General features: G+C 62.7%; 15 protein-coding genes. 8 read left to right on the top strand and 7 right to left on the bottom strand.

Annotation, left to right across the window (positions count from 1 at the left end):
• The first annotated feature begins 8 nt into the window (after positions 1-8).
• Positions 9-980, top strand: a complete 972-nt coding sequence (locus LAC81_RS32580; RefSeq protein WP_113535151.1) for an amino acid ABC transporter permease — start codon at positions 9-11, stop codon at positions 978-980.
• Between the two features lie 95 nt (positions 981-1,075).
• Here the strand turns inward: LAC81_RS32580 and LAC81_RS32585 are convergent, their stop codons facing one another.
• Both LAC81_RS32585 and LAC81_RS32590 read right to left on the bottom strand, forming a co-directional pair.
• Positions 1,076-1,888, bottom strand: a complete 813-nt coding sequence (locus LAC81_RS32585) for a PfkB family carbohydrate kinase (RefSeq protein WP_223728746.1) — start codon at positions 1,886-1,888, stop codon at positions 1,076-1,078.
• A gap of 82 nt (positions 1,889-1,970) precedes the next feature.
• Positions 1,971-2,984 (bottom strand): SIS domain-containing protein, encoded by a 1,014-nt coding sequence (locus LAC81_RS32590; RefSeq protein ID WP_223728747.1) that lies wholly within the window; start codon positions 2,982-2,984, stop codon positions 1,971-1,973.
• 238 nt (positions 2,985-3,222) lie between these two features.
• Between LAC81_RS32590 and LAC81_RS32595 the strand changes: the two genes are divergently transcribed.
• Entirely contained in the window at positions 3,223-3,954 is a 732-nt protein-coding gene (locus LAC81_RS32595; protein WP_223728748.1) for a GntR family transcriptional regulator, read from the top strand.
• Positions 3,955-4,007: 53 nt separating this feature from the next.
• On the opposite strand, the gene LAC81_RS32600 is transcribed toward LAC81_RS32595, so the two are convergent.
• Positions 4,008-5,135 carry an NAD(P)/FAD-dependent oxidoreductase gene (locus LAC81_RS32600; RefSeq protein WP_223728749.1) on the bottom strand — a complete coding sequence of 376 codons (1,128 nt, stop codon included), beginning with the start codon at positions 5,133-5,135 and terminating at the stop codon, positions 4,008-4,010.
• Between the two features lie 95 nt (positions 5,136-5,230).
• Positions 5,231-6,184, bottom strand: a complete 954-nt coding sequence (locus LAC81_RS32605; protein WP_223728750.1) for a LysR family transcriptional regulator — start codon at positions 6,182-6,184, stop codon at positions 5,231-5,233.
• A 235-nt stretch (positions 6,185-6,419) separates the two neighbouring features.
• Here LAC81_RS32605 and LAC81_RS32610 point away from each other — a divergent pair, with 235 nt between their 5' ends.
• Together LAC81_RS32610 and LAC81_RS32615 are read left to right on the top strand one after the other, a co-directional pair.
• Positions 6,420-7,607 carry an acyl-CoA dehydrogenase gene (locus tag LAC81_RS32610; RefSeq protein WP_034799596.1) on the top strand — a complete coding sequence of 396 codons (1,188 nt, stop codon included), beginning with the start codon at positions 6,420-6,422 and terminating at the stop codon, positions 7,605-7,607.
• A gap of 11 nt (positions 7,608-7,618) precedes the next feature.
• On the top strand, positions 7,619-8,803 hold the full coding sequence (locus tag LAC81_RS32615) for a CaiB/BaiF CoA transferase family protein (RefSeq protein ID WP_223728751.1): 1,185 nt from the start codon (positions 7,619-7,621) through the stop codon (positions 8,801-8,803).
• Between the two features lie 93 nt (positions 8,804-8,896).
• On the opposite strand, the gene htpG is transcribed toward LAC81_RS32615, so the two are convergent.
• On the bottom strand, positions 8,897-10,786 hold the full coding sequence (gene htpG, locus LAC81_RS32620; RefSeq protein ID WP_223728752.1) for a molecular chaperone HtpG: 1,890 nt from the start codon (positions 10,784-10,786) through the stop codon (positions 8,897-8,899).
• A gap of 362 nt (positions 10,787-11,148) precedes the next feature.
• On the opposite strand from htpG, the gene LAC81_RS32625 reads away from it, so the two are divergent.
• Genes LAC81_RS32625 through fabI form a run of 4 tightly spaced genes read left to right on the top strand, consistent with a single transcriptional unit; the run spans position 11,149 to position 16,330 of the window.
• On the top strand, positions 11,149-13,365 hold the full coding sequence (locus tag LAC81_RS32625) for a DUF3141 domain-containing protein (RefSeq protein WP_223728753.1): 2,217 nt from the start codon (positions 11,149-11,151) through the stop codon (positions 13,363-13,365).
• Between the two features lie 19 nt (positions 13,366-13,384).
• Positions 13,385-14,341 (top strand): phosphate acetyltransferase, encoded by a 957-nt coding sequence (locus tag LAC81_RS32630; RefSeq protein ID WP_235693182.1) that lies wholly within the window; start codon positions 13,385-13,387, stop codon positions 14,339-14,341.
• Positions 14,342-14,343: 2 nt separating this feature from the next.
• Positions 14,344-15,528 (top strand): acetate/propionate family kinase, encoded by a 1,185-nt coding sequence (locus LAC81_RS32635; protein ID WP_223728754.1) that lies wholly within the window; start codon positions 14,344-14,346, stop codon positions 15,526-15,528.
• 16 nt (positions 15,529-15,544) lie between these two features.
• A complete protein-coding gene (gene fabI / locus LAC81_RS32640; RefSeq protein ID WP_223728755.1) occupies positions 15,545-16,330 on the top strand; it encodes an enoyl-ACP reductase FabI in 786 nt (261 codons plus the stop codon).
• Between the two features lie 19 nt (positions 16,331-16,349).
• Here fabI and LAC81_RS32645 read toward each other — a convergent pair whose 3' ends face one another.
• Both LAC81_RS32645 and LAC81_RS32650 read right to left on the bottom strand, forming a co-directional pair.
• A complete protein-coding gene (locus LAC81_RS32645) occupies positions 16,350-17,825 on the bottom strand; it encodes an NAD-dependent succinate-semialdehyde dehydrogenase (RefSeq protein WP_223728756.1) in 1,476 nt (491 codons plus the stop codon).
• 259 nt (positions 17,826-18,084) lie between these two features.
• Entirely contained in the window at positions 18,085-19,353 is a 1,269-nt protein-coding gene (locus LAC81_RS32650; RefSeq protein ID WP_223728757.1) for a 4-aminobutyrate--2-oxoglutarate transaminase, read from the bottom strand.
• Between the last annotated feature and the right edge of the window lie 57 nt (positions 19,354-19,410).

Here is a 19,410-nt window from a genome sequence, read left to right on the forward strand (position 1 = left end):
GATTTGAGATGATTGGTCGTCTGATACTGACTTATCCGGATGTCGCGCGACGGTCCGGCCTGTTTCTCATGCTGGCGCTCGTCACGCTGGCGATCTACGGGCTCGGCATCAGCTCCGCCTGGATCGGCCATCTGCTGCCGCCGTCGACGGAATGGCTGGAGGCCAATCCGGCGCTCGCCCGGCTGGTCAGCGCCGGGCTGGTCGCGCTGATCGCGGCGGCGAACTGGAAGGCCTTGCGGCAATTGCCGCGCCGCGGCCAGGTGATCGGCGTCTGGGTCGAGCTTTTCGTGCTCCTGATGCTGTTCTTCTACTCGTTCGATCTGTCCTTCGCCTTCATCGCCAAGAAGATCGGCTACCTGGTCTCCCAGGGCGTCGTCACGACGCTCTACATCTCGGTGATCTCGATCGCGATCGCCACCCTGATCGCGCTCGTCGGCGCCATTGCCAAGCTGTCGAAGAACGGCGTCATCTACGGGCTCGCCACCTTCTACACCTCGCTCTTCCGCGGCCTGCCGCTGTTGATGCAGATCTACATCATCTATCTCGGCCTGCCGCAGGTCGGCTACGTCATCGGTGCCGTGCCGGCCGGCATCCTGGCGCTGTCGCTCTGCTATGGCGCCTACATGACCGAGATCTTCCGGGCCGGCATCGAGAGCATTCCGCGCGGCCAGACCGAAGGCGCGACCGCGCTCGGCCTCAGCCCGAACCAGACGATGGCGCTGGTGGTCATGCCGCAGGCGATGCGCGTCATCATCCCGCCGACCGGCAACCAGTTCATCGCCATGCTGAAGGACTCGTCGCTCGTCTCCGTCGTCGGTGTCTGGGAGATCATGTATCTCGCCCGCACCCAGGGGCAGACCGAGTTCCGCCACATCGAGATGCTGATCACCGCCTCGATGATCTACTGGATCCTGTCGATTGGCCTCGAATTCCTGCAGTCGCGTGTCGAAGCCCGCTTCGGGCGGTACAATGCCCGCTGAGCAGGGTGAGCACGCGAATATCTTGACCAAGGTTTGTGGCGCCCGCCGTCTACCTGGCCCGTTGAGTTGGGCCGGGTGCATGGCGGGCCACTACGCTAGAGAGCGTGCGGCTGTTGCGGAAACCCGCCGACATGGGTGCATGTACGTGCAGCGAGGTCGCGCCCGGCCTCCAACCGTTCCACGAGCGGGCGGCCTTGAAGCTGAGCGAGAATGAAGCCGGCGATAAAGCTGTCGCCCGCGCCTGTGGTGTCGACCACATCGACCGGGCGGCTTCCGGTTGACACCAGTTCGGCTCCGTTGCTGGCAAGCGAACCGAGGGCGCCGCGCGTCACGACGGCGAGCCCGGCTCCGCGAGCAAGGAAATCACCGGCCAATCGTTCTGCGTCCTGATCGCCGTCGCTGCCGGAGCCGAAGGCTATGCTGAGGCCTTCTACGCCAAGGTTGGCCGGGGCGGCGTTGACGGACATATCCTGCGAGACGCTGACGCCTGCAGTTGCCAGCGCCCTTCGCAAGGCGCCGCCGTCGTCGAGCCAGCCGATATGCACGTGATCCATGGTTTTCAGGAGAGCGAGGTCGCCCGCGTCGGGTCGATAGCCGGCGCAGGCACCGAAATTCTCGTAGAGGAAGACACGCTCTCCCTCCGGAGTGATGCCGATATCGGTATAGGCGGTGTTGACATCGCGCTCCTTGAGGCCTGCGAGCCGCACGCCGTTCTGTTCAAGAAGTTGCCGCACCTGCGCGCCGTCGCGGTCACCGCCGACGGCGCCGAAGTAGTGCGATTGGTGTCCGAGAAGCGCCCACTGGACGGCGACGTTGATCGCGTTGCCACCGACATAGGCCTCGCTTACCGGTGCCTGGAAGCGGTCGATGCAATTGTCGCCGACGGCAGCAAGGCGAAAGGTGGTCATGACGTCTCCCGGCAGGCGAATGGAAGTCGCGAACGCGTTCTCGCATCCGCGACCATCTGACGAACGATTACGTATCGAATGCTCAGTAGGCAACGCGCTTGTAGTAACGCCGCGTCGTCAGAGGGTGATTGCGCATCACCTCGAGATGGGCACTGATGCGCTCGAGCACCGTTGCAAGTACGATCGGCGAGACGAGACCGCGCACGTCGGAAGAAAGGCCGGGGAGGGCGAATTCCGCCGTGTCGAGCACGGCAAGCTTGTTCGTGTAGCCGGGCGCGAAGTTCTGAACGCGGTCGGCAAGCGGGCGCGTCGCATCTTCGCCCTTGAACAGGATGACGCTGACATCTTCTTCCACCAGTTCAAGCGTTCCATGGAAGAAGTCGGACGCGTGCACAGGACGGGTACGGATCCACTGCATCTCCTCGAGAATGCACATGCCGTAGTAGAAGGCTTCCGGCCAGACGTTACCGGCGCCGGTGATGATGTGATAGCTTGAGCCGGCGAGAACCTTCGCAAAATCCTCGGCCCGGGATTCGAAGCTGCGCTTCACCTCCAGCAGCGATTTCGGAAGGGTTTCCAGTTCGCCCACGATCTGCTCGTAACTTTCGAGTTCTCCGCGGTGGTGCATGATCGAAAGCGCGATGAAGAGCGATTGCAGATAGAAGGATTCGCAGGAGGTGTCGTCCTCGGCGAAGTTGACGAAGACGTGGTCGCCGCCTTGGCCGAGCGGCGTGTCCTTATGTCCGACGAGCGTCAATACCGTCGCGCCGACCGACTTTGCTTTCTCGAGCAGCGCCACACTTTCCTTCGTCGTGCCGGAGAGGGAGGGAATGACCACGATCGACCTTGAATTGAGGTTTGCCGATCCGGAAAGGACAAGCTCGGCCGGCAGGCCGACAAATGTGGGGAAACGGGACTGGCGCTGAAGGAGCTGGGCAGCCGGCTGCATCAAGATGGCGGCGCCGCCTGTTCCCGTGAAAAAGATGTTCTCAGCGCCTGCGGCGAGACAGGCCGCGATGGTGTCGTCGAGTTGTTGGTGCAGGGCGGCGGCGCCCGACTGGATGCGAAGAAATCTCTGTTCGTCAAAGTTCAGCATGACACGTTTTCCCGATGGTTGCTTCGGCTGGCGGTCATGGTTGTTCGCCGCCTCCCCAATGTTGTAAGACAACTGACAACAATACGAAACGGTGTCAAGGGCGATATCTCTGCTGTACCAATGTGCATCGTGATGCCCGCTGAGAAGCAGCGAAAATCTGGGTGGACCAGGGCGCACTTGACCTTCCAGAATTTGTCAGACAAGAACATATTACGATTGTTCGACGGAGTGAGAGGAATTGGACGAACCCCTTCGTGATACGCGCACACTGGTCATTCAGCTTCGCGACCGCATCGCTGATCTGATTCGCGACGAAGGGCTCAATCCCGGCGACAAACTGCCAACCGAGGCGCAGTTGACGCAGCGCTTCAAGATCTCGCGTCCCGCACTGCGCGAGGCGCTGAAGCTGCTCGAACAGGACAGCATCATTTATGTCGAGCACGGGCGGGGACGCTTTGTCTCGGCCATGTCGGCCGTTCAGGTCGATCGGCCCATCACCGTCTTCGAAAGCGTCACGGACATGGCCCGGCATTATGGCTACGCCACGGCCAACAAGGTTCTCTCCGTGGCAGAGGAAACGCCCGACGCCGCCACGGCTGAGCAATTGCGGCTCCAGCCGGGGGAGCGGGTTATCCGCCTCGAACGGCTGAGGCTGCACAAGGACGAGCCGATCCTCTATTGCGTCGATTTTATTCCGCGCAGCATCATCCCGTTGCGTCTTTACGATATCGATTGGACAGGTTCATTGCTCGACCTGCTGGACCAGCACCGGAGCAGGCCCAGGATGTCGGCGGCGATCGTCGCCGCCGTCCTGCTTCCCGATGATGTGGTGGAGCGCAACGATCTACGCGATTTCGGCCCGGCACTGCTGATCCGCGAGACCTGTTTCAATGCCGCTGGCGTGCCCGTGGTCTACGCGCTCGACTATCACCGCGGCAGCCATTTTTCCTTCAGCCTGGCGCGGAAGTGATGCGGCCGATTTGAGGTCGGCCAACAATCGATGTGTGACGGCAAATGTCCTGTTTACTTCTCCAGGCGCGCCGGGCTGAACTTCGAGGCATCGAGGCCCACCGCGCCGAAGCTTTCCGGCGTTGCGGCACCGATCACGAGGTTTGCGGCGAGCGCGCCAAGGGCGGGGGAGGTGAGGATACCGTAGCCGCCCTGGCCGGCGAGCCAGAAGAAATCCGGCCGGTCGCGGGCAAAGCCGATGACCGGCAACTTGTCGGGTGAGAAGCTGCGCATGCCGGCCCAGCTCTTGAAGATGCGGCGAACCGGCACGGTGGTTGCCTCTTCGATGTAGTGGGCTGCCCAGGCGACGTCGATCTCCTCCGGCTGGACGTCGGTCGGCTCGCAAGGGGTTGCGTCGGCCGGCGAAGCGAGCAGCCGCCCGCCCTCGGGCTTCATGTAGAAGTTTTCGTCGATCTCGTTGATCTCCGGCAAGGTGAGCGCGTCGATGCCGTCGGGCAGGTCGACGGTGATCGCCGTGCGGCGGTGCGGAACGATGCCGACGGGCGTGACGCCGAAGAGTTCCGCTACCGGATCTGCCCAGCCGCCGGCGGCATTGACGATCGTCTTGGCGCTGATATCGCCGGCACTGGTCGTGAGTACCCAGCGGTCGCCGTCGCGTCGCGGAGCCAGCACGTCGGAGCGCTCGATGATCGCCGCACCGTGGCGGCGGGCGCCCCGGACGTAACCTTGGACCAGGTTTTCCACCTCGATGTCCCAGAAATGCGGATCGTAGTAGGCGGCGGCAACATAGTCGCGCCGGAGAATCGGTACCCGTGCAATGACTTCGTCGACCGTCAGACGCCGAATTTCGGCGTTGGCGCGACTCTCTTCAATGAACACCTCTTCGAAGCGGTCAGCCTTCTCGGCGTTGGCAATCATGACGCCACCGCGCTGCTTGAGCAGCGCTACCTCGGAAAACCCCTCAGGCGGATTGTCGAAGAAGGACTTCGAGATGGCGGCAAGCCCGCAGACCTCGGGTGCGTTGTAGCGCAGCACGAACTCTGCTGCCGAGCGGCCGGTGCTGTGATAGCCGAGCCCACCTTCCCGCTCGATCACCACGACGGAGCGATGTGGCGCCAGGAAATAGGCGAGTGACAGGCCGGCGATCCCGCCGCCAATGATCGCCACATCGTAGTCCCGCATATCCCGCCTCCATTGATTGTTGGCGGGACCATAGATAAGCGGCTATCAGCGTTCAAATTTATAACCGGAAAGGCGACTATCAATTCTCGTGATGGTCACGGGCTCTCATCAAGGCAGTGGTCGAGCGGTTCCGTATCGGCGACATGGGCAAGGAACGCAGCCTCGGCCGGATTGAGGATCGCGTTCGGGTTCCAGATGCGGAAGACATCGGTCGTGGGCAGATCGGCATAGGGCGGCAGCTGCCAAAGCTGACCTCCTGCGACGGCCGGCGCCGTCAGGTGATCTGGAAGCATGCCAATACCGACATTGAACATGATCAGCCGCATGACCTCCTCGACATTGCAGGAGACGGCGCGGACCTGTTGGCCGAAGGACCCGACTGCACGCACCGCGGTCACAGAGTTCATGTGCTGTCCACCCAGCACATCGGCGATGAAGGCGATATAGGGATTGCCTCTGAGATCGTTGAAGTCGATGCCCTCGACCCCGAACAGTGGGTGGCTGCGGCCGCAATAAAGGGCATAGCGCTCGCGGACGTGGAAACGTTTGTGGAGCCAGTCAGGGATGTTACCGTCGCAAAGGCCCATGGTTGCGATGTTTCGCTCCACCGCGCTCAGCACGTCGACCGTCGTTGCGACCGTGACAGAAAGAGTCACCTTCGGGTGCAGACGGAAGAAGCTTTCGAGCTTGTGGTCCCAGGCGGGGTTGTGGGCGTGGCTGACGGAGTGGATGTTGAGGTGGCCGGTGATCTCTTCACCGGCGGTTTCAAGGACATTCGGCAGCCGGATGACGGCTGCGAAGATGTCGCGGCACTGGGCATGCAGGCGGGCGCCTGCGTCCGTCAGGTTGAAGCGCCCGGGACGCCGGTCGATGAGCTTCTGACCGACGGTCTGTTCTAGCCGTTTCAGTGCCATGCTGACGGCAGGCTGCTGCAGGAGCAGCCGGTTTGCGGCGGCAGTGATGCTGCCTTCCTCGACAAGCACGACGAAGGTGCGCAGCAGATTCCAGTCGAGATTGTGGGCGAAGCGTTCGAGGCGGTCATTGGCCATGGTCGTGGCTTGCTTTTGATCTCTGGCGTTGCACTGGCCATTCGTTCTGCAACGGGGACGGCGGAGCGAAGGGCGTCCGTTCTTGTCGTCATATTCTAGCGAATTTGCAACACGGGGCCCCCCGGGGCGAATGACAGGCCATTCCCTGAACGCATGAGGCGGTGCCTCAATTTCGTTTGAAACGGCATGCACCCCTTGCGATAAGACATGCGGAATAATCCGATGGGAGAGAAACATGGCCGGCAAGACGCAATTTCAATGGGATGATCCGTTCCTACTCGACGATCAGTTGACCGAGGACGAGCGCATGATCCGCGACACCGCGCGGGCCTATGCGCAGGACCGGCTGCAGCCGCGCGTCATCGACGCCTACCGCGAAGAATCGACCGATCCCGAGATCTTCCGCGAAATGGGCGAACTCGGTTTGCTCGGCGTGACCGTCTCGGAAACCTATGGCGGCGTTGGCGCCTCCTACGTCGCCTACGGTCTGGTTGCCCGCGAAGTCGAGCGCGTCGATTCGGGTTACCGCTCGATGATGAGCGTGCAGTCGTCGCTGGTGATCTACCCAATCTACGCCTATGGCTCCGAGGAGCAGAAGCAGAAGTACCTGCCGAAGCTCATCAGCGGCGAATGGATCGGCTGCTTCGGCCTGACCGAGCCGGACGCGGGTTCCGACCCGGCCGGCATGAAGACCCGTGCGATCAAGACCGAGAGCGGCTATCGCCTCGTCGGCTCGAAGATGTGGATCTCCAATGCACCGATCGCCGATGTCTTCGTTGTCTGGGCGAAGTCGGAAGCGCACGGCGGCGCTATCCGTGGCTTCGTTCTCGAAAAGGGCATGAAGGGCCTCTCTGCGCCGAAGATCGCCGGCAAGCTGTCGCTGCGCGCGTCGATCACCGGCGAAATCGTCATGGACAATGTCGAGGTCGGCGAAGAAGCGCTGCTGCCGAATGTGGAAGGCCTCAAGGGTCCGTTCGGCTGCCTCAACCGTGCCCGTTACGGCATTTCCTGGGGCGCACTCGGTGCTGCCGAGTTCTGCTGGCACGCGGCGCGCCAATATGGTCTCGACCGCAAGCAGTTCAACCGGCCACTGGCGCAGACGCAGCTCTTCCAGAAGAAGCTTGCCGACATGCAGACGGAAATCACGCTCGGCCTGCAGGGGTCGCTGCGCGTCGGCCGCCTAATGGACGAAGGCCGCATGGCCCCGGAAATGATCTCGATCGTCAAGCGCAACAATTGCGGCAAGGCGCTCGATATCGCCCGCATGGCCCGCGATATGCACGGCGGCAACGGCATCTCCGAGGAATACCAGGTCATGCGTCACATGGTGAACCTCGAGACCGTCAACACCTACGAGGGCACGCACGACGTCCATGCGCTGATCCTCGGCCGCGCCCAGACCGGCCTTCAGGCCTTCTTCTGAGCGGTGCCATCATGGAAGCGCCGCTGAAGGGCATTCGTGTCCTGGAATTGGCCCGCATTCTCGCGGGCCCCTGGATCGGCCAGACGCTGGCCGATCTTGGTGCCGACGTCATCAAGGTTGAAAGCCCGGCAGGCGACGACACCCGCACCTGGGGCCCGCCCTTCGTCGCGGGTGAAGGCGGCGAGAAGCTCGACGCCGCCTATTTCCACGCCTGCAATCGCGGCAAGCGGTCTGTCGTGCTCGACTTCACGACGGAGGAGGGGCAGGAAGCGGTGCGCCGCCTTGCCGCCCAGTCGGACGTGCTGCTCGAGAACTTCAAGGTCGGCGGGCTTACCAAATACGGGCTCGACTATGAGAGCCTGAAGAAGGTCAATCCGCGGCTGATCTATTGCTCGGTCACCGGCTTCGGTCAGGATGGCCCCTATGCCCATCGCGCCGGTTACGACTATATCGTGCAGGGCATGAGTGGCATCATGGACCTGACTGGCGAGCCCGATCGCGAGCCGCAGAAGATCGGCGTTGCCTTTGCCGATATCTTCACCGGCCTTTACGGCGTGATCGCCGTGCAGGCTGCACTTGCCCAGCGCGAGCGCACCGGTGAGGGGCAGCAGATCGACATGGCATTGCTCGACTGCATGACCGGCGTGCTCGCCAACCAGGCTCTGAACTTCCTGGTCTCCGGCAAGGCGCCGCGCCGGCTCGGCAATGCGCATCCCAACATCGCGCCCTATCAGGTCTTCCCGACATCGGACGGTCATTTGATCGTTGCTGTTGGCAACGACCGGCAGTTCGTGAAGTTCTGCACATTGCTCGGGCGAGCTGAACTCGCCACCGACGAGCGTTATCTGACCAACGCATTGCGGGTGCAGAACCGGGAAACCCTGACGCCGGAACTGGCCACTGAAACGGCGAAGATCGAGCGCGACACGCTGTTGAAGTTGCTGGAAGATGCCGGCGTGCCTGGCGGACCGATCAACACCGTTGCCGACGTCTTTGCCGATCCGCAGATCGAGCATCGGCAGATGCGGGTCGATACGCCGCATTCCGGCGCTGCTGCCGGTACCTCTCCCGGGGTGAGGACGCCAATTCGCTTTTCAGCCGCCGGGCTTGCACTGGACCGTGGCGTGCCGCGGCTTGGGGAGCATACGGACGAGGTGTTGGCGGAAATCGGGATGCAAGCCCTAAAGGCGGACTAGCGTAACGTTAGTCTCTGACGGCGCACGTTCAAGCGATGCTGTAGAAAACAGCAAAAGGCCCTGGAAATCCGAGAGATTTCCAGGGCCCTTCTGTTAGGCCTTGAGTGCGCGATCGAAGACGCGCGACAGCCGTTCGGCGAAGGCGCGCGGATCCTGCGGCTTGTCGCCGTCAAGCACGCGGGCCTGGTCGAGCAGAAGCTGAACGGCGTCCGTCCGGAACGCCGTGTCGCCGGCGGGGCTGGCGGCCATCGCCGTAATCAACGCATGGTTCGGATTGACTTCGAGGATCGGCTTGGCCGCGTCGTCCAGGCGACCGGCGCCCTGCAGCATCTTTTCGAGCTGGCGGTCGGGGCCGTGTTCCGGCGCAACGAGGCAGACGGCGCTTTCCGTCAGGCGGTCGGACGTGCGGACGTCGGACACCGCCGCGCCGAGCGTTTCCTTGGCGAAGGCAACGAAATCGATGACCAATTGGCTCGCCTGCGGCGCTTCTTCCTTGTCGCCCTCCGGCTTCCCGATCGCGCTGAGATCGGCCGACCCTTGGGTAATCGACTTCAGCGGCTTACCGTCGAAGTCCGGTGCGGACGTGACCCAGAAACTGTCGACTGGATCGGTCAGGAGCAGGACTTCGATACCGCGGGCGCGGAAACCTTCGAGCTGCGGCGAGGCCTTGAGTTGGCCGAGATTGTCGCCGGTCAGATAGTAGATCGCCGATTGGCCGTCCTTCATGCCCTTGACATAGTCGGCGAGGCTGCGCTGTCCTTCGTCGGACGTGGTGGTACGGAAGCGCGATAGCGCGATCAGTTGTTCGCGACGCTCGTAGTCCTCGTAGATGCCTTCCTTCAGCACGCTGCCGAAGTTTTCCCAAACCTTGTCGAAGGTTTCGCGTTCGCTTTCCGCCAGCTTCTCGATCGCCGTCAGCACACGGTTGGTGACACCCTTGCGGATGCTGGCGAGCAGCGGGCTTTCCTGGATCATCTCACGCGAGACGTTCAAGGGCAGGTCGGAGGTATCGACGAGGCCACGCACGAAGCGCAGGTAGCGCGGGAGCAATTCCGCCTCGTCGGTGATGAATACGCGCTTGACGTAGAGTTTCATCCGACCCTTGCGGTCCGGGTCGAAGAGGTCGAAGGGCTTCGAGCCGGGCACGAAGGCGAGTGCCGTATATTCGTGGCGGCCCTCGGCGCGGAAATGCACCGTCAGCGCCGGGTCGTCATACTGGCCGGCGACACCGCGATAGAAATCCGCGTAATCTTCCTTGCTGATTTCGCTCTTTTGCTTGGTCCAGAGCGCTGTGCCGTCGCCGACCTGTACCGGTTCGGCATCGGGCTTTTCCAGAATAGAGATCGGCACCGGTACATGGCCCGACTGATCCTTGACGATGCGCTCGACGGTCCAGCGCGAGGTATAGGTCTTGGCATCCTCCATCAGATGCAGCGTGATGCGCGTGCCGCGCGCAGGGGCGTCAGCGAGTTCGGCGGCGGAAACCGTATAGCTGCCCTTGCCGTCGGAAGACCACAGCCATGCATGTTCGGTACCGGCACGGCGCGAAACGACATCGACCTTGTCGGCGACCATGAAGGCGGAATAGAAGCCGACGCCGAACTGGCCGATCAGCTGTGCGCCTTCCTTGCCTTGCGCGGCCTCGATGCGCTCCATGAAGGCGCGCGTGCCCGACCGGGCAATCGTGCCGAGCGCTTCGACCAGTTCGTCGCGGCCCATGCCGATGCCATTGTCTTCGACGACGAGACGGCTGTTTTCTTCATCGAGCGTCAGAGTGATGCGCGGGCTCGGGTCACCGGCCAAGAGTTCGGGGGAGACGATCGCCTCGTAGCGCAGCTTCTCGCAGGCATCCGCGGCGTTCGAAATCAGTTCGCGGAGGAAGACGTTCTTATCGGAGTAGACCGAATGCACCATCAAATGGAGCAGTCGCGCCACATCGGCTTCGAAGACATGTTTCTCTACGGACATTTCAGTTTCGCTCATCGCCTTGGCAACTCCTTCTGCTTTGCGCCCCAATTGGCAAGCTGCGTCCTGAATTTCAAGGGTCGTCTTGCGCGGTACCCATTTCTGTATAATGCTGCAGTGCGAAGAGGCGCTGAATACTGGCGAAACGTATGCTTCTTCGATGGGGTCGAAGGCGAAAATTCGTGAAGGCGACAAATCGCCGTAATACTCCACTTTTATGTTCCTGCGACCCGAGCAGACGTTCTCGGGTCATCTATGCCGAGTTCATATCGCAGCTTTGCCGCCTATCTCTTTGACTAAGGTCAATGCGAGACGAATTACGTTGTTCTATTGGCCTTGGTGACGGGGCCGGCCTTCAATCGCACCGAGGAGTGGACACCATGCCCAAGCATTCCACGAGCCCGACAATACCGACTTTCGCCGATGCCTATTCCTATTCGCTCGATGCCTGGCAGCGCTCGGTCCTTTTTCTCGACGTGATGCGCCAGCGCGGCGCGCAGTACGAAGAACACAGGACGCAGACTGCGCCGAACGTACTGGAATTCGAGGCCCAGCTTGTCCGCGACGGGCGTACGCTCGCGCGGCCGGTGAACTATGCGCTGGTCAGCATCGTTCCACCTGATGGCGTCGTGGTCGACCCGTCGAAGCGTCCCTTTGTCGTCGTCGATCCCCGGGCCGGTCATGGCCCCGGCATTGGCGGCTTCAAGGCGGACAGCGAGATCGGCGTGGCGATGAAGGCGGGCCATCCCTGCTACTTTATCGGCTTTCTTCCTGATCCGGTTCCGGGGCAGACCATCGAGGATATCGCTGTTGCCGAGGCCGTGTTCCTTGAAACCGTCATCGCCCGTCATCCGGATGCGGATGGCAAGCCCTGCGTGATCGGCAATTGCCAGGCAGGCTGGGCGGTGACGATCGTTGCCGCGCTAAGGCCGGAGCTTTTCGGCCCGATCATCATTGCCGGCGCGCCGCTTTCCTACTGGGCAGGTGTCAAGGGGCAGAACCCGATGCGCTATTCCGGCGGGCTTCTTGGCGGCAGCTGGCTGACGGCGCTGACCGGCGATCTCGGCGCCGGTGTCTTCGACGGCGCCTGGCTGGTGCAGAATTTCGAGAACCAGAATCCGGCCAATACGCTTTGGACCAAGCAGTACAACCTCTATTCGAAGATCGACACGGAAGCCGCGCGCTACCTCGGCTTCGAGCGCTGGTGGGGCGGGCATGTGACGCTGAATGCCGAGGAGATGCAGTTCATCGTCGATGAACTTTTCGTCGGCAACAAGCTCGCAGCCGGCGAGATCCGCACCTCGGATGGAACAGCGGTCGACCTTCGCAACATCCGCTCTCCGATCGTCGTGTTCTGCTCGAAGGGGGACAACATCACCCCGCCGCAGCAGGCGCTCGACTGGATTCTCGACCTTTACGACAGCGTCGACGATATCCGTGCCTACGGGCAGACCATCGTCTACACCGTGCACGAGACGGTAGGGCATCTCGGTATTTTCGTGTCCGCTGGCGTTGCGCGGAAAGAGCACGATGAGTTTGCTTCCAACATCGATTTCATCGACGTTCTTCCCCCGGGGCTCTACGAAGCGGTGTTGACACCCGCAAGCGAGGCGGTCGAGGGCAGGGACCTTGTTTCTGGCGAATGGCTGATGCGCTGCGAAGCGCGAACGCTCGATGATATCCGCGCGCTCGGCGGCAACGACATTGAGGACGAGCGTCGTTTCGCTGCCGCAGCGAAGCTTTCGGAGGTCAATCTGGCGCTCTACCGCACCTACCTGCAGCCGATCGTCAAGGCGGCGGCAACGCCGCCTGTGGCGGAGGCGATGCGCAGCATGCACCCGCTGCGGCTGCAATATGCGCTTTTCGGGCCGGACAATCCCTTCATGGCGTGGACGTCGGCGCTTGCAGACTATGTGCGCGAGAACCGCGAGCCTGCCGCGGAAGGCAACCCGTTCATCGCCTGGCAGGAGGCTTTGTCGCAGCAGATCGTGGACGGCCTCGACGCCTGGCGTCGTACGGCCGAATATCTTTCTGAACAGAGCTTCCACGCCATCTATGGTGCTCCGACTTTGCAGGCGGCACTCGGTATCGACACGAATTCGAACCAGCCACCGCGAAGAGCCGAGAAAAGCCTGCTTCATAAAGCCCTCGTCGAAGCACGGATCGCGGAACTTAAGACGAAATTTGCCGACGGCTCGACATGCGAGGGGCTTGCCCGGGCGTTGATCTTTGTCGGCATGGCGCGTGGCGGCGCTGACGAGCGCGGGCTCGAGGCCGTTCGCAGGCTTCGGCGCGCGCACGCCTCCGCAAAGCAGTTGACGCTCGCTGAGTTCAAGGCGGTCATTCGCGAACAGTATTTCATGCTGCTGATCGACGAGGAGGCCGCACTTGCGGCGCTTCCGAAGTTGCTGCCGGAACCGATCGAGGAGCGTCGCGCCGCCTTCACCGCGCTTCGCGAGGTGCTGGAGGTCTCCGGCGCGCTGACAGGTCTTGCGGCCGAGCGGCTGCAACGGGTGGCGACGCTGTTCCGGCTGGAGAGCGAGCCGCCGGTCGCGATCAGCGCCGGCAAGACCGTCCGTAATCGTGCCGCATCCTGATCGTAGAAGGAGTACCGACGTGTCCGACGTAGCCGCACTGCCGCTTGAGCAGTCCAAATACGATCTCCTGATTGCCACCGCGCGAGACGAAACGCCGGCGGTCACCATCGTCGCGCACCCTTGCGACGAAACCTCGCTGCGCGGCGCGTTGGAGGCAGCCGAGACGGGGTTGATCACGCCCGTGCTCGTCGGCCCGGAAGCGAAAATCCGCAGCGTCGCTGCCGAACACCGGCTCGATCTCGGAAATTACGAGATCGTCGATGTGCCGCACAGTCATGCGGCGGCGGCGAAGGCGGTGGCGATGATCCGCGAGGGTCGCGGCGAGCTGCTGATGAAGGGAAGCCTGCATACTGACGAACTGATGAAGGAAGTTGCAGCGTCTGCGACCGGCCTCAGGACCGATCGAAGAATCAGCCACGTCTTCATCATGGATGTGCCGGGCCATGCCGAGACGCTCTTCATCACCGATGCCGCCATCAACATCTTCCCGGACCTCGAGGCCAAGCGCGACATCGTGCAGAACGCGATCGACCTCTGGGTCACGATCGGCCTTGGCGAGCCGCGTGTCGCCATACTCTCGGCTGTCGAGACCGTGACGACGAAGATCCCGTCGACGATCGAGGCGGCTGCGCTTTGCAAGATGGCAGAACGCGGCCAGATCACCGGCGGCCTGCTTGAAGGACCGCTGGCCTTCGACAATGCGATCGATCCGGAGGCCGCGCAGATCAAGGGGATAAAGTCTCCCGTCGCCGGAAGGGCACAGATCCTGGTGGTGCCGGATCTTGAGGCCGGCAACATGCTGGCGAAGAACCTCACCTTCCTTTCGCGTGCCGATGCGGCCGGCATCGTCCTTGGTGCGCGCGTGCCGATCGTGCTGACCTCGCGGGCGGACTCCGTGCGCACGCGTCTCGCCTCCTGCGCGGTCGCCTCGCTCTACGCGGCGCGGCGGCGCGCGGCGCAAGTTGCGGCGGTGTAGCCATGGATGCACTTCTCGTTGTCAATGCGGGATCGTCCAGCCTGAAGTTTCAGGTATTCGGGATCACGGATGCCGGTCTCGAACGCCGGGTGAAGGGGCAGATCGGCGGCATCGGTACGCGTCCGCGGCTCCAGGCGAAGGCAGCCGATGGGACTGTGCTCGTGGACCGAAACTATGAGGCCGCCATCGTCGGCGACCTGCCGGCCGCCATCGCCGCAGCGCGGGACTGGCTGTTGACCCTTGAAGGCTTCACATTGCGGGCGGTCGGCCACCGGGTGGTGCATGGCGGGCCCGACTTTGCCGAACCTGTCTTGATCGATGCCTCCGTGCTCGAACGCCTGGCTGGCTATCAGGACCTCGCCCCGCTGCACCAGCCCAACAACCTTGCGCCGATCCGCCAGGCCATGGCGATCAACCCGGATGTGCCGCAGGTCGCCTGTTTCGACACGGCATTCCACCATTGCCATCCGGAAGAAGTGAACTGCTACGCCATGCCGCGCAGCTTCTATGAAGACGGCGTGCGGCGATATGGCTTCCACGGCCTCTCCTACGAATACATATCGGAGCGTCTGAGGGACGTGGCGCCTGTCGTGGCGGGCGGCCGGGTCATCGTTGCACATCTCGGCAGCGGCGCCTCCATGTGCGCATTGCGCAACGGCCACAGCATCGAAAGCACCATGGGCTTTACCGCGCTTGACGGCCTGCCGATGGGAACGCGGCCGGGCCAGCTTGATCCGGGTGTCGTGCTTTACCTGATCCTCCAGCGCGGCATGAGCGCCCAGGCCGTTTCGGATCTGCTCTATCACGAAGCCGGGCTCAAGGGGCTTTCCGGCGTCTCGAACGATATGCGTGATCTTCTCGCGAGCGAGGACCCGCACGCCAAGCTTGCTATCGATCACTTCCTCTATCGCAGCGGGCTCAACGTCGGCATGCTAGCGGCTGCGCTCGGCGGTATCGATGCCTTCGTCTTCACCGCGGGCGTTGGCGAGAATTCCGCCCAGATTCGTGCCCGGGTCGTGGAGAACCTCGCCTGGCTCGGCGCCGAACTCGATCCGGCCGCGAACGAGGCGGGTGCCACGGTTATCTCCACGCCATCAAGCCGCGTCGAGCTCTACGTCATCCCGACCGACGAGGAGTTGATGATCGCGCGCCACACGCTGGCACTCCTTCGAACTCGTGCAGCCTGACCATCGGAGACAATTCATGTCCATTCCTGTCGCAAAGGCCAAACTTCTGGATGGCCGCAAGGGCCTGATCGTCGGGATCGCCAACGATCGGTCGATCGCCTGGGGCTGCGCCCGCGCCTTTCGCGCCTTCGGGGCGGAGGTGGCGGTCACCTATCTGAACGACAAGGCAAAACCCCATGTGGAGCCGTTGGCTCGGGAAATCGAAGCGCCGTTGTTCCTGCCGCTCGACGTCGCCGTCCCGGGCCAGATGGAAGCCGTCTTCGAGGAGATCGGCAAGACCTGGGGTGAGCTCGACTTCCTCGTGCACTCGATCGCCTTTTCGCCGAAGGATACGCTCGGCGGCCGCGTGGTTGATGTCCCGCGCGAGGGGTTCCTGAAGACCATGGACATTTCCTGCTGGTCCTTCATCCGCATGGCGCATCTCGCCGAGCCGCTGATGAAGAACGGCGGCACGCTCTTCACGATGACCTATCACGGCTCCCAGGTGGTGGTGGAAAACTACAACATCATGGGCGTCGCCAAGGCAGCACTCGAAAGTGCCGTGCGCTACCTCGCCTCCGAACTCGGCCCGAAGGGGATCCGCGTGCATGCGATTTCGCCGGGGGCGCTGGCGACGCGTGCCGCCTCCGGCATTCCGGAATTCGACGCGCTGCTCGAAAAGACCAAGGTCAAATCGCCGAGCCGCGAGCTGATTGACATCGACGACGTCGGCGCGGCCACCGCCTTCCTCGCGCACGACGCCGCCCGCCTGATCACGGGCCAGGTGCTCTATGTTGACGGCGGCTACCACATCATCGACTAGCTGCCGGGTCTCTGCATGGTCAGATGTTGCCCATGCAGAGATATTTCATCTCAAGATAGTCCTCGAGCCCGTGGCGCGAGCCTTCGCGGCCGATGCCGGATTGCTTGATGCCGCCGAAGGGGGCTGCTTCCGAGGACATGCGGCCGGTGTTGATGCCGACCATGCCGTATTCCAGCGCTTCTGCCACATGCCAGACCCGCTTCAGGTTCTCGGCGTAGAAATAGGCGGCAAGACCGTAGATCGTGTCATTGGCCTCGGCGATGACCTGCTCTGCCGTCTCGAAGCGGATGATCGGGGCGATCGGGCCGAAGGTTTCTTCCTGGGCGACGCGCATGTCGGTCGAAATGCCCGTAAGAACGGTCGGTTCGAAGAAGGTGCCTGACGCGCCGATCCGGTGACCGCCGGCGCGCACCTTGGCGCCCTTGGAGACCGCATCGGCGACATGGGCCTCGATTTTCTCGATCGCGTGCTTGTCGATCATCGGGCCGATGGTGATATCAGGCGTGAAACCATCGCCGACGGTCAGTTCGGCGACGCGCCTGACGAATTTCTCGGCGAAGGCGTCATGCACGCCCGATTGCACGTAGATCCGGTTGGCCGAAACGCAAGTCTGACCGGCGTTGCGGAACTTCGCCTGGACAGCGCCATCCACCGCCTCGTCGATGTCGGCATCGTCAAAGACAATGAACGGGGCGTTGCCGCCGAGCTCGAGGCTCACTTTCTTGATCTGGTCGGAGCATTGGCGCATCAAAAGCCGACCCACTTCCGTCGATCCGGTGAAGCTGATCTTGCGCACCTTCGGGTTGCTGCAGAGTTCGCGGCCGATCGCTGCACCTTCTGCGGCATAGAGCAGGTTGACGACGCCCGTGGGGAAGCCTGCCTTTTCGGCGAGCACGAACATGGCGCCGGCGACGAGCGGGGTCTGTTCGGCCGGCTTCAGCACGATCGTGCAACCGGCGGCAAGGGCCGGCGAAATCTTGCGGGCGACCATCGATGCCGGGAAGTTCCAGGGCGTGATCGTGCCGACGACGCCGACAGGTTGCTTGATGACGAGCATGCGGCGGTCGTTGGCCGGGGCCGGGAAGGTCTCGCCATAGATGCGTTTCGCCTCTTCCGCATACCACTCGACGTATGCTGCGGCATGCAGCACTTCGCCCTTCGATTCTGCAATGGGCTTGCCCATTTCGGCGGTCAGGATCGCAGCGAGATCGTCTGCATGTTCGACGATCAAATCGTACCAGCGCCGAAGCACGGCGCTCCGGTCCTTGGCGGGTTTCGCCGCCCAGAGAACCTGCGCCTTCGCAGCAGCTTCGATTGCGGTGTGCGCCTCTTCAATCCCCATATCCGGAAGCGTCGCCAGCAGTTCGCCGGTCGAAGGGTTGAAGACGTCGAAGGTCGCGCCGGTCCAGCCTGTGGCGGCATGCGCAACGGTGTGTAGCGGCGCGAAAAGTTCGGCGGCGCGCAGGTGCTTGGTCAAGGCGGGGGTCAAGGTCATGGCGGGCATCCTCCGGCGATGGCCCACCGCGAGGCGGCAGGCCCGCTTTTGCTTGTTCTTGCGGGTGCCGATCGACGCCGGCCCCCGAGCATTGCGCGCCTGAATTGACGCGCAGCACCCACAGCGCCGCGCGTCCTTCAAGACGCGCTAAGGTCGCCGCTGTAGTCCGTTGAATTGCTGCATAATTTTGTCCCTAAGTCGACCCCGATTTAAGGAGTTATGCACCGGGCAACCGCATCGGCGGTCGCCCGGTCGGAGGTCAACCACGCGCAGCGAGGATCGACGCTTCGAGAATGTCGAGCGCTTCGGCAAGAACTTCGTCCTGAATGGTGATCGGCGCCAGGAAGCGAATGACGTTGCCGTGGACGCCGCAGGTCAAGAGGATCAGGCCTTTTTCCAGAGCGATCAGACGCACCTTGTTGGCGAAGTCGGCGCTCGGCAGGTTGGTCTTCACGTCGTTGAACTCGACGGCGTTCATGAAGCCGGGGCCGCGGATATCGGCGATTTCAGGCGCCTGCTCGCGGATTGCCGCGAGGCGCTGCTTGAGCCGGCCGCCGAGCTGCTCGGCACGTTCGCAGAGCTTCTCCTCAGCGATAACATCGAGAACGGCGTGGGCTGCGGCGATGCCGAGCGGGTTGCCGCCGTATGTACCGCCAAGGCCGCCCGGTGCCGGAGCGTCCATGACTTCGGCGCGGCCGGTGACGGCGGCGAGCGGGAAGCCGCCGGCAAGGCTCTTTGCCATGGTGATGAGGTCAGGCGCGACATCGTGATGGTCCATGGCGAACATCTTGCCGGTGCGCGCGAAACCGGTCTGGACTTCGTCGGCGATGAGTAGAATGCCGTGCTGGTCGCAGATTTCGCGCAACGCCTTCATGAAGGCGGCGGGCGCGGGATAGAAACCGCCTTCACCCTGCACCGGTTCCAGGATGATCGCGGCGACACGGCCTGGATCGACATCGGCTGCAAAGAGCTTCTTCAGTGCTGCTAGCGACTGTTCGGTCGTGATGCCGTGCAGTTCGATCGGGAAGGGGGCGTGGAAGACGTCGCCCGGCATAGCGCCGAACCCGACCTTGTAGGGAACGACCTTGCCAGTGAGCGCCATGCCCATGAAGGTGCGGCCGTGGAAGCCGCCCCTAAACGCGATGACCGCCTGGCGGCCAGTCGAAGCGCGGGCGATCTTGACGGCGTTTTCGACAGCCTCGGCGCCGGTGGTTACGAAGATCGTCTTCTTGGCAAAGTTGCCCGGCGTCAGCGCGTTAAGGCGCTCGGCTAGGTGCACGTAGGTTTCGTACGGAACGACCTGATGGCAGGTATGGGTGAAGCGATCGATCTGCGCCTTGACCGCTTCGATGACCTTCGGGTGACGATGGCCCGTGTTGACGACCGCGATGCCGGAGGCGAAGTCGATGTAGCGGTTGCCTTCCTTGTCCCAGATTTCCGAGTTCTCCGCGCGATCGGCGTAGATCTGTGTGGTCATGCCGACGCCGCGAGAAATGGCGGCGTTCTTGCGATCGGTGAGGCTGGTCATGGCGCGTTCCTGTCACGTCTGGAGTTTAATATATTGCATTTTTTCTGCAACTTTATT

The sequence above is a fragment of the Ensifer adhaerens genome, assembly GCF_020035535.1.
GTDB lineage: Bacteria > Pseudomonadota > Alphaproteobacteria > Rhizobiales > Rhizobiaceae > Ensifer.

What these genes read in the sequence shown, in the direction of transcription:
- LAC81_RS32580 (WP_113535151.1), top strand. Translation starts at nt 9, where the DNA reads ATGATTGGTCGTCTGATACTGACTTATCCGGATGTCGCGCGACGGTCC.
- LAC81_RS32585 (WP_223728746.1), bottom strand. Translation starts at nt 1,888, where the DNA reads ATGACCACCTTTCGCCTTGCTGCCGTCGGCGACAATTGCATCGACCGC.
- LAC81_RS32590 (WP_223728747.1), bottom strand. Translation starts at nt 2,984, where the DNA reads ATGCTGAACTTTGACGAACAGAGATTTCTTCGCATCCAGTCGGGCGCC.
- LAC81_RS32600 (WP_223728749.1), bottom strand. Translation starts at nt 5,135, where the DNA reads ATGCGGGACTACGATGTGGCGATCATTGGCGGCGGGATCGCCGGCCTG.
- LAC81_RS32605 (WP_223728750.1), bottom strand. Translation starts at nt 6,184, where the DNA reads ATGGCCAATGACCGCCTCGAACGCTTCGCCCACAATCTCGACTGGAAT.
- LAC81_RS32610 (WP_034799596.1), top strand. Translation starts at nt 6,420, where the DNA reads ATGGCCGGCAAGACGCAATTTCAATGGGATGATCCGTTCCTACTCGAC.
- LAC81_RS32615 (WP_223728751.1), top strand. Translation starts at nt 7,619, where the DNA reads ATGGAAGCGCCGCTGAAGGGCATTCGTGTCCTGGAATTGGCCCGCATT.
- htpG (WP_223728752.1), bottom strand. Translation starts at nt 10,786, where the DNA reads ATGAGCGAAACTGAAATGTCCGTAGAGAAACATGTCTTCGAAGCCGAT.
- LAC81_RS32625 (WP_223728753.1), top strand. Translation starts at nt 11,149, where the DNA reads ATGCCCAAGCATTCCACGAGCCCGACAATACCGACTTTCGCCGATGCC.
- LAC81_RS32635 (WP_223728754.1), top strand. Translation starts at nt 14,344, where the DNA reads ATGGATGCACTTCTCGTTGTCAATGCGGGATCGTCCAGCCTGAAGTTT.
- fabI (WP_223728755.1), top strand. Translation starts at nt 15,545, where the DNA reads ATGTCCATTCCTGTCGCAAAGGCCAAACTTCTGGATGGCCGCAAGGGC.
- LAC81_RS32645 (WP_223728756.1), bottom strand. Translation starts at nt 17,825, where the DNA reads ATGACCTTGACCCCCGCCTTGACCAAGCACCTGCGCGCCGCCGAACTT.
- LAC81_RS32650 (WP_223728757.1), bottom strand. Translation starts at nt 19,353, where the DNA reads ATGACCAGCCTCACCGATCGCAAGAACGCCGCCATTTCTCGCGGCGTC.